Here is a 12,985-nt window from a genome sequence, read left to right as displayed (position 1 = left end):
GGGCCTGCATACGCTGCGCGCTTTCCAACGCTTTGCCATCCACATGTCTGTTTCCGACGATCCGCGCGGTGCGCGCACCCCGAGCCATCTTTCCCTGCCCGAATCCCATGGCGAACCGGCGGCCGCGCCGCGCCGCCAGGTCCTCAAGCTCGGTGCGTCCCTGCTGACCGTCGGTGGCAGCAGTGCCTTGCTGGCCGCCTGCGGTGGAGGAGGAGGCGGTGCGCCCGGCTTCGGCCCGTTGCCGGCCCCGGCTCCCGCGCCTGCTCCAGCGCCCGCACCGCCACCGCCCGCGCCGCCGCTCGACACCAGGATCTCCAGCTTCGCGCTCGCCGTGATGCCCGATACCCAGTTCTATGCGCGCTACGCCACGGCCGCGGAGAGCGATCAATACGACAAGCGATTCGGCAGCGCACCCTTCGCCGCCCAGACGAAATGGATCGCAGCCAATGCCAAGGCGCTGAACATTCCCTTCACCATCCATCTCGGCGACGTGGTTGACCAAGTCGGCAAGCCCGACCAGTGGAAGGTGGCCGATGCGGCCATGAAGGTGCTCGAAGACGCCAGGCTGCCCTACAGCGTGCTTGCCGGCAACCACGATGTGCTGAACGACGTCGACTACAGCATCGATCCGAACAGCGGCACCGATGCGACCCGCACCCTTGCCAGCGAGCCCTACCTGCAATGGTTCGGCACCGAACGCGCCAAGAAGCAGGCCACCTTCGGCGCGCGCGATGCCAGCGGCTTTCACGAATACCACGTGTTCGAGGCGCAGGGCCAGAAGTTCATGGTGCTGTCGCTGTCGTGGCGCATCTCGGACGCGGGCATCGCCTGGGCGCGCCAGGTGATCACGAAGAACCCGACGCTGCCGGTGATCCTGGTCAACCACCAGCTGCTCAACATCGCTGCCGACGGCACCAGCCCGCTCGAGACCGACTACGGCAAGATGCTGTGGGAGAAGCTGATCCGCGACAACGACCAGATCTTCATGACGCTCAACGGCCATCATCACGGCGCCGCGCACCTCACGAAGACCAACGACTTCGGCCACAAGGTCGAGGAGATGGTGGTCGACTACCAGATGGCCTACCAGGGCGGCAATGGCCTGATGCGCCTGTACGAATTCGACCTGACCCGCAAACAGATTAAGGTGCTGTCGTTCTCGCCCTGGGTGCCGCAGAAGCCGGCGGCCACGCTGACGTCCTTCGACCAGGCCGTGCTCGCCACGCCCAACGAGGCCTTCACTATCGAGATGGATTTTGCGCAGCGTTTCGCGGGCTTCAACAAGAGCTTTGGCACGGGCAGCGCCACCATCGAGGGTTCGCTGGTCGACCAGGCCAGGGCCATGATCCTCGCGAACTACACCGAACCCGAAGTGGCCGCACAGCGGCCGGCTGCGAACCCGGACGACTACCCCAAGGTTGCGAACACGCTCGCGCACTGGCGCTTCTTCGGCGGCGCCGTCAACCAGCCGGTGCCCCCGGGCACCGTCATTCCCGATGTGGCGGGCGCCAATCCGCTGCATCGCGATGCGCTGAACCAGGGCGGCATCCAAGGCGCAGCGGACGCCGACATCGTCTGGACCGACGACCGCCACCATCTCTCGGCGGCGCCGGGCTCGGTGCGTTTCCTGAACACCGACAAGAACGTGCCGCGCCTGAGCTATTTCCTCACCGAGGCTGCCGCGCCGATCAACGGCCAGACGCTGGAGAGCGGCTACACCGTCGAGGCCTTCGTGAAGATCGACAAGAGCTGGACCAGCAGCAAGCAGGCGTGGATGAACATCATGACGCGCGACGGCCGGCGCGGCGATCTCGCCGGCTACCAGGGCGGCGACCCCGAAGCACCGCCGATGCTGTTCGCGATCTCGAGCCTGCGCGAAGTGCAGTGGGAAGTGGTGCCGAGCGCCGCGGGCACCCGCTCGCCCAAGACCAACTGGTCCGGCGAGGTGATTGCCGACCGCTGGGTGCACATCGCGATCGTCAACGACCCGGTGTCGCACGACACCACGATGTATGTCGAAGGCGCACCGGTGCTGCGCAACATCGGCAACGCACCCGGACTGGCCACGCTCTCGGCCAGTTCTCCCTGGGTGGTGGGCGGCGGCTCATGGGACGGCGCCCGGGCGGACGGCTTCTTCGGCAACATCGGGGAAGTGCGCGTGGTGGGCGCCGCGCTGGCGCCTGGCCAGTGGCTGACGGCGCGCGCGGGTTGATCCAGAACAGATGAGGGCGGGGGCTGCTGCTTCCCGCCTGCCTTTGCCGGCTTGCTGCGCGCTATGCGCAGCAGCGCAATTCGGCTGGCTCTTTTTTTAATTCCTCGATGTCGATCACATGTCGATCACGGCTCCTTCTTCCTGGAGTGCCGTGAGGCTCATTCGTGTGACCTTTTTCACTGATGGCGAGGAAAAACAAACCTAACCTCGAGCAATTGACTCCTCAATCCGGTATTGCCTCTTACGATAAATCAACACTTAAAATAATTGCATAAGAGAGCAAAGGGAGGTGAGCATGAAGCTCAATTTGAAAACAATAATCTTGTTTGTTAAATTTCTTTTAACAAAATTAAATTGCCGATTCGCGGCGATTCGGCAATGAAGCGCCGAGTCACCATCGAGACGCCGTTGGGCGAGATGTTGCAGTTCCGCCAACTGGTGGGACGCGAGGCGCTGAGCCAGCTGTACGCCTTCGACATCCAACTGCTGGGCCGCCACAACGCGATAGATGCGAAGTCCTTGCTGGGCCAAGCCTGCAGCGTGGCGTTGAAAACCGAGAGCAGCGTGCGCTATCTGGGCGGTATTGCCACGCACTTCGGCCTTGTCCAGGAAGATGCTCGCCACGCCTTCTATCGGCTGCAACTGCGTCCCTGGCTGTGGCTGGCCACCCAGCGAAGCGACTTCAGAATTTTCCAGTCGAAGAGCGTGCCCGAGATCCTCATGGAAGTGCTCGACCGCTACGGCCACCCCATCGAGAAGAAGTTCAGCCGCAGCGACTATCGCCGTTGGGACTACTGCGTGCAGTACCACGAGAGCGACTTCAACTTCATCGCGCGCCTGTGCGAACTCGAAGGCATCTACTACCACTTCCGTCATGAGCCTGAGAACCACGTGCTGGTCTTCGCAGACGACATTGCCAGCTCGCACAGCCCGCTGCCTGGCGGCGAAGACGTGCGCTACCACCCGCTGGAGAAGTCCGGCATGGGCCAGCGCGAACGCATCTACGCCTGGGAGACGGCCGAGGAAGTGCGCCCGGGCCACCACGCCAGCGACGACTACGACTTCGAGAAGCCGAGGGCTGAGCTCTTGCAGTTGCGCCAGATGCCCCCTGGGCACGATCACGACAGCCACGAGCGCTACGCCTGGCCCGGCGGCTTCACCCAGCACGACGACGGTGAGGCCTACGCACGCCTGCGCACCGAAGAGCAGTTGAGCCAGCGAAGCCGTGTCCGCGGCCGCTCCAATCTGCGTGAACTGGCCACCGGACATACCCTGCGCCTTGCCAGCCATCCCCGGGCCGACCAGAACCAGCAATACCTGCTGCTCGCGGTGAGCTATCACCTGCAGGAGAATCTGCAAGCCAGCGAAGGCGCCAGCGCCAGTGAAGGCTCGGTGCAGCGCTTCGCCTTCGAGGCCCAGCCCACGAGCTATGCCTGGCGTCCTCCGAGCGTCACGCCCAAGCCGCGCACCCACGGGCCTCAGACTGCGAAGGTCGTTGGTCCCGCGGGCGAAGAAATCTGGACCGATCAGTACGGACGCATCAAGGTGCAGTTCCATTGGGACCGCATCGGACAGGACAACGAGCACTCCAGTTGCTGGGTGCGCGTGTCCACTGCTTGGGCTGGCTCCACCTTCGGTATGACCTCTGTGCCGCGCATCGGCATGGAGGTCATCATCGACTTCCTCAACGGGGACCCCGACCACCCGATCGTCACGGGTTGCGCGCACAACGCCGACGAGATGCCCGCGTGGCAGTTGCCAGCGCAGAAGCATCTATCGGGCATTCGCAGCCGCGAATTCGGCGGCGGGCGCAGCAATCACCTCGTGCTGGACGACGGCGCGGGGCGGATCCAGGCGCAGCTCAAGAGCGACCACCAGAGTTCCAGCCTGAGCATAGGCCACATCGGGCGCATCGAGGACAACGCGGGGCGCAAGGACGACCGGGGCCAAGGCTTCGAGTTGCGTACCGATGGACACGGGGCTGTGAGATCAGCCAAGGGACTGCTGGTGAGCACCGAAGCGCGGCCCAACGCGCAGGCGCATATCACGGATATGGGCGAGACGGTAGCGCGGTTGACCAGCGGGCGCCAGCAGCACGAGAGCCTGGGCGATGCGGCGCGGCAGGCCGGGGCGCATGAGACCGGCGACCAAGACGAAGTGGCCGAGGCGCTGAAGGCGCAGAACGATGCGCTGAAGGGCAGCGGCCGGCACCTGAGCCAGGGCGAGTTTCCCGAATTTCAGGAGCCGCATCTGACGCTGGCAAGCACGGCCGGAGTCCAGAGCACTGCGCAGGGCTCGACGCACATCGCCAGCGGGGAGCACCACGCGGTGACCAGCGGTGGGCACACGAGCGTGAGTGCGGGAAAGAGCCTGCTAGCCAGCGCGAAAGGGGCCGTGCGGCTGTTTGCCTACAAGGCTGGCATGAAGCTGATGGCGGCAAACTCCAACATCGACATTTCCGCGCTCAGGAACAGCGTCAACGTGCTGGCCAAACTGAACATCACGCAGACGGCCGAGACGATCATCATCACTGCAACAAAAGAAGTGCTGATCAACGGCGGCTCAAGCTACACGTGCTGGAATGCCAGCGGCATCGTGCACGGCACCAACGGCCTCTGGCGTGAGCATGCAGCCGTGCACAGTCTGGCAGGACCGGCGAGCAAGATGGTTGAGGAAACCGCGTTCCCAGAAACCAGCCTGCGCAACGGCGAATATCACGAAATGTTCCAGGTAATCGACAGGAGGGGCCGAGCCATGAAGGGCGCGCGATTCGTGTTGGAAGGTGATCCGGGCGGACCGATCTACGGGAGAACGGATGAAGCCGGCCGCACGCCTCGTGTGTTTACCGAGGGAGCGAGAGATCTTTCGCTGAAGGCTGTTTTCGACGAACTCGAATTGCCGAAAGACGCAGCCGGTGATAGTGCCGGAGCCTGAATAGGCCGGCGAACCTACGACACAGCGAATCCAACGAGACATCGATCGGCGAAACATGGGAACATTTGGAAGATCAGCGCAGGAGCAAGGCCTGACAAACCCGCGACCTGCCTCGCGGATTTGCGTAGAAGCGGACTGTTGCTACAAATGGAGTGCTCTGCAAGAGCAGACATACAAGCGCGTCTCCACACCGGGACGCACTCTGGACAACGGCGCGCAGAGCCACACGATCATCCTGGACAACCTGCGGCGGGCCAAGCGGATCGCTGCGACCTATGCGCGCATCTATCTGGAAAGCGAAGATGTGCAAGGAGACAAGACGAAGAAAGGGCGCTATTACTGGCCGGCGCTTGGTGCCTTTGCCGTGAAGCAGGTGTATTGCGGCTTCAAGTTCGCGGACGAGGCGTTGGTCATGAAGCTCGTCGGCTGGATCCCGGCATTCAAGAAAGACAACGCATTGCTGCTCGAGGCCATGTCGCGCGGCAATTTCTGGCTATTCCAGGAGATTGCGCCCTGGCATCTCTTCTACACCCACTGGCCTGACGATTTCGACGAGTGCATCGAAGAGCGCGACGAGCAGCAGTTTCACGAAACCGTACGCAAAAATCTGAAGACCTTCCCATGGAACTCACAGGAATCAATTGCCAAGCTTGATCATTTCCGTGTGACCGCGGATCTGCGGCGCGGTCTGAAGCTTTTCAAGAAGATCGAAGAGGCTGATGAAATAGGCCGGCCGCAGTTGCAGTACGACTCTCTGGTCTTTCTTGCCAAGCACGAACAGAACGTCGTGCTTCAGCGTCTGACCTATGCCGATGCTGAAGTCCAGCGGATCCTGAAAATGCAAGCCACGACTGAAACGATGGTGCCCGGCATGATGGAACGCGCAGTATTTTTTGCGGCAGCGTGCGAACTCCACGAGACCGAACCCAATCGCGCACTCAAAGTACGCATGGGCTACACACAGGATGGTGAGCACGAAGAGAGCCGCGACATGCTGGGCCGCGATCCCGAGGCGGACGCTTTCGGCCTCGCTCCGCGTCCGACGCGTTTCGGAAGGGAACTCAAGGCTGAGAAAGCACTTTTCGACGCCAGCCAGCGGTGGCTGTTCGTGACGCGGGTGGCGGATGCGTTCCATCGCTTGATGCAGAAGAGAACAACCTACATGGAAGATCAAATAGCAGCCATCGCCAGTTGGAGCAACGCATGAGCCAGCGTTCAGGTGTGCTTCTGGCTGGTGTAGCGGTGGTCTGCGCGGCGGCTTTTCTGGTGGCGGCGTGCGTAGAGGAGAAGAGGGGAGACAGTGGAGCAGGCATGAGCAATTCAAACAATCCCGATCAGATCGATCTGCGAATCGGTTCATCCGAGGTTTTCGGCCAACCTGTTGCGTACGGGGACCTGGGCCTTGGAACGTCAAACAAGGACTTCGACCACCGGCGGCCCAAGCATCCTCGTGTGCGATTCGTGCATGGCGCCTTCACGCTGCTCACTCCTGAGGTGAACCATATCGACGCCTCCAGCGAGAAGGAGCTTGGGGGGCTGACAGAAATCAAGCTCACCCTGCATGAGCCGCTCTACGGAGCAACGCACGAGCAGGCGCGTGATTTCGTTTACGGCCTGATGAAACAGGTTCAGGCTGCAGGTTGGAAACGACTGATCGATATTGGGGCTCCGCGGCTCAAGGGGGAATCGTCGATGCGCGCGGCCTTTAGCGACCACTATGGATTGCCCAGCCGCGTGTCGGTGATGCACCTGGACCCCGGCTACCTGATCCCAATCGAGGACATGGTTCGCGAAGGACAGAGTGGTGCGTGGAGTCCGAGGTTCCGCTGGCAGTTCTACGCCGATGGCGTGGAGCTGACGGTCGGATTGTTCGACACCAAATTCGACGAAAAGAACCCCGACTTCAATACGTACCGTGTCCAAATGGCATTTGTGTCTCAAGAGGCGCGGGTGCGTTTACTGTTCCCCGAGAAGGACCGGGCGAAATGGCGCGAGATGTGGCCGGCAAAGGCGGCAGAATTCGCAGGTTCACGCTTGGAGCGCGAAGCCCTGGCGCGCCAGCAGAAGCTCGAAATCGACGAGAGCTATCAGGATCCGCCCCTGGCACCTCCAATGGCAGATCGTCCGCTGCAAAAAGGTGAGCTCTTGCCTCAGGAGCAGGTGATGCCCAAGAGGCTATCCAGCCTTAACGTGCTTCCCGGCGATCCCTGTCCGCAAACTGGGGACTGGATCGCACCGGCGCTCCGCGGGCGTGTAGTGCATGCTGCCCGTGGCGAGATCATGCCCGGGCCGCAATATTCGGATATCGGTCTGGTGATCTGGCATTTGCAGCGGGCTTGACGCAGACGGCCGGCGGCACGTCTTTCGCGGGAAATTTCTATGGGCTTCGCTCCGGTCCCGTCGCTTCTTTTTCTATTCTTGCTGGTTGCTCTGCCAGCCATCGCCGTGGTTGGCACGATCGTTATCGTGCTGATGTGCGGCCATTCAAGGTGGATCAACGGGACGGGCTGGTGGCCTTTCAAGTCCAAGCGCATCGTGTACTTCGTGGTGCTCCCACTGGTTCTTTTGGATGCTGGCGTTTCACTTGGGGCGTGGAAATCCCACGAACTCAGTGTCGAACTCGAGCATCAGCGCGTTCGCAGAGAGGCCCGCAGGGACTTCGTACTCGAGCAGGAATTCCAATACGGCGAATTGCTCATTCCCGCCGGCACCCGGATCAAGCGGCATGACCCTTTCGACAACGGCGAACCGGACCGACCGCTCAAGCTCACCGGACTGATGGCTGTTCGATTTCCGCGGCCGGTTGATGTTGCAGGCGTGAGCGCTATTGCGTTCAACGCGTACCCGGGCATCATCGAACTTGCGAGCGATCAAACCATTCAGGGTGTGCAATGCAAGAAAGGGAATCTGGCCAGATTCGAGATTCCCCCAGATACCCTTGAGGCAATCGCCGAATTTGGAAAGGAAGCGCCGGACGGCCCCAAAGCGAACTTCTGGCCCAGTCAATGGCGCTTCGTCGGTTGCGCAAACGGCCATCCCATTTTGGAATCGAAGCGTTGATCGGTTGCCGAACGCGACGCTTGCCCAGTAAAAAAACTCTACCCGCCATAAACCATGAGCGCCCAACAAATCATCCTCGACCACGACAAATGGCGCAAAGGCCTCGGCGGCGCTCCCGCCGGGCTGGCCGGCCAAAGCGATGCCAATGTCTATGCAGGCCTTGATCTGGAGACGGCGCAGTTCGCCTCGTCGTCCTTCTCGGGCAGCAGCTTCACGGACACGGTCTTCCGGCACGCCGGCTGGACCGCCTGCCAGCTCGACGGCTGCAGCTTCACGCGCTGCAATTTCGAGCACATTGCCATGGCGGATTGCGTGTTCACGCGCTGCGCCTTCGACCATGCGCAATTCAGCCAGAGCTCGCTTCGCGGCTGCCGTTTTGTCCAGTGCACGTGGAACGGCATGAATTTCGACGGCAGCGACTGGCGAAACGTGCAGGTGCTGGAGTGCAAGGGAACGGACGTGCACGCCAGGAACCTGCGCGGCGAGCAGGTCGACTTCACGAACAGCTATTTCGAGCAGCTCGAATTCGAAGGCGCCTTGCTCAACAACAGCCGGTGAAGGGGCAAGGACGGGGACGCGGCGCGAGCCCTGCAACCCCGGGTTTTCGATAACTAAAACCACTTGATTTAGTCGCTCCCCTCATCGATAGTCTCCCTGCGTCCGGTCGCCACTCCCTTGCACACGGGGCACGCGGCCGGTTATCCAGCCCTGCGGGCGCCTGCCGCCCGCCAACGAACGTACGGAGACAAACCATGTTCAGCTCCCGCTCCATCCTGGCCATGGCGGCCATGTCCCTGGCTGCATCGTCCGCCGCCTTCGCCGCCGACCAGCCCGTCATCGGCCTGGTCACCAAGACCGAGACCAACCCCTTCTTCGTCAAGATGAAGGAGGGCGCGCAGGAAGAAGCCAAGAAGCTCGGCGCCAAGCTGCTCTCCGGCTCGGGCAAGGCCGACGGCGATAACGCGGGCCAGATCACCGCCATGGAAAACATGATTGCCGCGGGCGCCAAGACCATCCTGATCACGCCGAGCGATGCCAAGGCGATCGTGCCGGCCATCAAGAAGGCGCGCGACAAGGGCGTGATGGTGATCGCGCTCGACAGCCCGGCCGATCCGCCGGATGCGACCGACGCGCTCTTTGCCACCAACAACTACACGGCCGGCGTGCTGATCGGCGAATACGCCAAGGCCGCGATGGCCGGCAAGCCGCCCAAGATCGTCGCGCTCGACCTGCTGCCGGGCCACCCGGTGGGCGCACAGCGGCACAACGGCTTCATGAAGGGCTTCGGCCTGCCGGCGAACGACGCCAAGTCGAACGAGCTGTCGAAGGCGCCAGAGATCGTCTGCATGGCCGACAGCTTCGGCGACCAGGCCAAGGCGCAAACCGCGATGGAAAACTGCCTGCAGAAGGCGCCCGAGGTGAACCTGGTCTACACCATCAACGAACCCGCCGCGGCCGGTGCCTACAACGCCCTGAAGCGCGCGGGCAAGGAGAAGGGCGTGCTGATCGTCTCGGTGGACGGCGGCTGCCAGGGCATCAAGGACACCAACGCGGGCGTCATCGCGGCCACCTCGCAGCAGTACCCGCTCAAGATGGCCGCGATGGGCGTGGCAGCGGGCGTGGAGTTTGCCAAGACGGGCAAGAAGGCCTCGGGCTACGTCGACACGGGTGTGACCCTGATCGCCGGCAAGAGCGTCGCGGGCGTCGACAGCAAGGACACCAAGACCGGTGCCGAGCTGTGCTGGGGCAAGAAGTAAGCATCGGAGCGTTTTGATGGCGAAATCTCCAACGCACCAGATTCCGTGGGGCGCCCTGGGGCCGTGGCTGGCCCTGCTTGGCGCATGCATCTTCTTTGCGACCCAGTCCGACCGTTTTCTCACGGGGGACAACCTCTCGCTGATCCTGCAGCAGGTGATGGTGGTCGGCGTGATCGCCATCGGCCAGACGCTGATCATCCTCACGGCGGGCATCGACCTGTCGTGCGGCATGGTGATGGCGCTGGGCGGCATCATCATGAGCAAGTTCGCAACCGAGCTCGGGCTGCCGGTCCCGGTGGCCATTCTTTGCGGCGTGGGGGTGACGACGCTGTTCGGGCTGGTCAACGGCCTGCTGGTCACGCGCATCAAGCTGCCGCCCTTCATCGTGACGCTGGGCACGCTGAACATCGCGTTCGCGATCACGCAGCTGTATTCGTCCTCGCAGACCATCACCGACCTGCCCGCCGGCCTCACGGGCCTGGGCACCACCTTTGCCGTCGGCGGCGCCGCGGTGGCCTGGGGCGCGGTGCTGATGCTGGTGCTCTATGCGCTCGCGTGGTTCGTGCTGCGCGAGACGGCCGCGGGGCGGCACATCTATGCGGTGGGCAACAACGCCGAGGCCACGCGCCTGGTCGGCATTCCGACGCAGCGCGTGCTGCTGGGCGTTTACGTGGCGGCGGGCGCGCTCTACGGCATTGCCTCGCTGCTGTCGGTGGCGCGCACCGGCGTGGGCGACCCGAACGCGGGGCAGACCGAGAACCTGGACGCCATCACGGCCGTGGTGCTCGGCGGCACCAGCCTGTTCGGCGGCCGCGGCGTGGTGCTGGGCTCGCTGATCGGCGTGCTGATCGTGGGCGTGTTCCGCAACGGGCTCACGCTGATGGGCGTGTCGTCGATCTACCAGGTGCTGGTGACGGGCGTGCTCGTGATCCTGGCGGTGGCGGCCGATCAACTCTCGCGCCGGGGAGCCCGCTGATGAACGCCGTTGCAAACCCCAAGATCGTGATGCAGGCCCGGGGCCTGGTGAAGCGCTATGGCCAGGTCACGGCGCTCGACGGTGTCGACTTCGAGCTGCGCGAAGGAGAAATCCTCGCGGTGATCGGCGACAACGGCGCGGGCAAGTCGTCGCTGATCAAGGCGCTGTCGGGCGCCATCGTGCCCGACGAGGGCGAGATCCTGCTCGACGGCGCGCCGGTGCACTTTCGCAATCCGCTCGACGCGCGGCGCGCGGGCATCGAGACGGTCTACCAGGACCTGGCCGTGGCGCCGGCCATGACGATCTACGAGAACCTCTTCCTCGGCCGCGAACTGCGCCGCCCCGGCTTCCTGGGCAACGTGCTGCGCATGCTCGACAAGAAGAAGATGCTGCACGAGAGCGCGGCCCGCATGGCGGACCTGAAGGTCGGCATCCAGTCGATGACGCAGGCGGTGGAAACGCTCTCGGGCGGCCAGCGTCAGTGCGTGGCGGTGGCGCGCAGTGCGGCCTTCGCGCGGCACGTGGTCATCATGGACGAGCCCACCGCGGCGCTGGGCGTGAAGGAGGGCAACATGGTGCTGGAGCTGATCCGCCGCGTGCGCGACCGCGGCCTGCCGGTGGTGCTCATCAGCCACAACATGCCCCATGTGTTCGAGGTAGCCGACCGCATCCACGTGGCGCGCCTGGGCAGGCGTGCGGCGGTGCTCAACCCGAAGAACATCAGCATGAGCGACACGGTGGCCGTGATGACCGGCGCCATGACCGCCGACCAGCTGCCCGCGGAGGCGCATGCCTGATGCAGAAGCCCCTGCGCGCTCGCCCGACCTGCTGCGGCCCCGCGGGTCCAACCAGGTCGGCATGCGCCAGTTCAACGAGCGCACGGTGCTGCAGGCGCTGCGCGTTCACACCAGCCTGCCCAAGGCCGACCTTGCGCGGCTCACCGGGCTGAGCGCGCAGACCATCGGGCTCATCACCGCGCGGCTCGAGGAAGACGGGCTCATCGTCAAGCAGGGCCGCGTGCGCGGCCGCATCGGGCAGCCCTCGGTGCCGCTCGCGCTCAACCCCGACGGGGCCTTTGCCATCGGCATCAAGGTGGGCCGGCGTGGCGCCGAATGGCTGCTGATCGACTTCACCGCGAAGGTGCGCGAGCGGCATGCGATCAGCTACGACTTTCCCGATGCGGACGAGCTGCTGCCCGCCATTGCGCAGCACATCCACCGGCTGCGCGAGGGCCTCGGGCCTCTCGCCGTGCGCAATGTGGGCGCGGGGCTGGCCGCACCGTTCCAGCTCGGCGGCTGGCACCGCACGCTGGGTTTGTCGAAGGCGCAGGCCGACCTCTGGAACCAGATGGACCTGGCGGCCGAGGTGCGCGCACGCACCGAGGTGCCCGTGAGCTTTGCGCGCGACACCGTGGCGGCCTGCGTGGCCGAACTGGTGGGCGGGCGCGGCCATGACCTGAAGAGCTTTCTCTACATCTTCGTCGACACCTTCGTGGGCGGCGGGCTGGTCATCAACTCGCACCTGCATACCGGCGTGCACGGCAACGCGGGCGCACTGGCCTCGCTGCCGATGCAGCCGGCGCAGGCCGGCCCGGGTGCGGCGCTGCCGCCGCAGGTGATGGCGGAGGCTTCGCTGTGGGAACTGGAGCAGCGGCTGCAGGCCGAGGGGCTCGATACCACCGCGGCCTATGACGACCGCGCGCTGCAGGCGCCCTTTGCCGCGGCCACGCAGGCCTGGCTCGGCTCCGCATCGCTGGCATTGGCGCATGCCATCGTGAGCAGCACCGCGGTGCTCGACCTGGCGGACGTGGTCATGGATGGCTCCATGTCGCGCTCGCTGCTGCAAGCCCTGCTCGAGCAGACCCGCGCCGCGCTGGCCCGGTGCAACTGGGAGGGTCTATGGGCGCCCCAGCTGCATGGGGGCCGGGTGGGCGCGCAGGCCTGTGCGCTGGGCGGGGCGATGCTGCCGCTGCATGCGAACTTCGCGCCGGACCACGACGTGTTCCTGAAGGCGGCCTGAGCGGCGCGCGGCTTCGGCCGCCGCGCA

At 64.2% G+C, this 12,985-nt stretch carries 10 protein-coding genes; all 10 read left to right on the top strand.

What is annotated here, in order from left to right; translation table 11 throughout:
* Nucleotides 1-43 precede the first annotated feature (43 nt).
* The gene (locus RZE77_RS17505; protein WP_319438547.1) at nucleotides 44-2,212 is read left to right on the top strand and encodes a LamG-like jellyroll fold domain-containing protein; all 2,169 of its coding nucleotides are present in this window, start codon (nucleotides 44-46) and stop codon (nucleotides 2,210-2,212) included.
* A 378-nt stretch (nucleotides 2,213-2,590) separates the two neighbouring features.
* Nucleotides 2,591-5,146 (top strand): type VI secretion system Vgr family protein, encoded by a 2,556-nt coding sequence (locus RZE77_RS17500; RefSeq protein ID WP_319438546.1) that lies wholly within the window; start codon nucleotides 2,591-2,593, stop codon nucleotides 5,144-5,146.
* A gap of 55 nt (nucleotides 5,147-5,201) precedes the next feature.
* Nucleotides 5,202-6,353: a DUF2515 family protein gene (locus RZE77_RS17495; RefSeq protein WP_319438545.1), complete on the top strand. Its 1,152-nt coding sequence runs from the start codon at nucleotides 5,202-5,204 to the stop codon at nucleotides 6,351-6,353.
* The gene (locus RZE77_RS17490; protein ID WP_319438544.1) at nucleotides 6,350-7,486 is read left to right on the top strand and encodes a hypothetical protein; all 1,137 of its coding nucleotides are present in this window, start codon (nucleotides 6,350-6,352) and stop codon (nucleotides 7,484-7,486) included. The genes RZE77_RS17495 and RZE77_RS17490 overlap by 4 nt, the downstream gene beginning before the upstream one ends.
* A 39-nt stretch (nucleotides 7,487-7,525) precedes the next feature.
* A complete protein-coding gene (locus RZE77_RS17485) occupies nucleotides 7,526-8,206 on the top strand; it encodes a hypothetical protein (RefSeq protein ID WP_319438543.1) in 681 nt (226 codons plus the stop codon).
* 54 nt (nucleotides 8,207-8,260) lie between these two features.
* Nucleotides 8,261-8,764 carry a pentapeptide repeat-containing protein gene (locus tag RZE77_RS17480; RefSeq protein ID WP_319438542.1) on the top strand — a complete coding sequence of 168 codons (504 nt, stop codon included), beginning with the start codon at nucleotides 8,261-8,263 and terminating at the stop codon, nucleotides 8,762-8,764.
* 194 nt (nucleotides 8,765-8,958) lie between these two features.
* On the top strand, nucleotides 8,959-9,963 hold the full coding sequence (locus tag RZE77_RS17475; protein WP_319438541.1) for a sugar ABC transporter substrate-binding protein: 1,005 nt from the start codon (nucleotides 8,959-8,961) through the stop codon (nucleotides 9,961-9,963).
* 16 nt (nucleotides 9,964-9,979) lie between these two features.
* On the top strand, nucleotides 9,980-10,939 hold the full coding sequence (locus RZE77_RS17470) for an ABC transporter permease (RefSeq protein ID WP_319438540.1): 960 nt from the start codon (nucleotides 9,980-9,982) through the stop codon (nucleotides 10,937-10,939).
* Entirely contained in the window at nucleotides 10,939-11,736 is a 798-nt protein-coding gene (locus RZE77_RS17465; protein WP_319438539.1) for an ATP-binding cassette domain-containing protein, read from the top strand. Before RZE77_RS17470 ends, RZE77_RS17465 begins: the two co-directional genes overlap by 1 nt.
* Nucleotides 11,729-12,958, top strand: a complete 1,230-nt coding sequence (locus RZE77_RS17460; RefSeq protein WP_319438538.1) for an ROK family transcriptional regulator — start codon at nucleotides 11,729-11,731, stop codon at nucleotides 12,956-12,958. The genes RZE77_RS17465 and RZE77_RS17460 overlap by 8 nt, the downstream gene beginning before the upstream one ends.
* Nucleotides 12,959-12,985: the final 27 nt, after the last annotated feature.

Origin of the sequence: Variovorax sp. SPNA7 (genome assembly GCF_033807855.1) — a bacterium.
GTDB lineage: Bacteria > Pseudomonadota > Gammaproteobacteria > Burkholderiales > Burkholderiaceae_C > Variovorax > Variovorax beijingensis.
The sequence above is the reverse complement of the archived record's forward strand: the minus strand, read 5'-3'. Positions and strand labels throughout refer to the sequence as shown.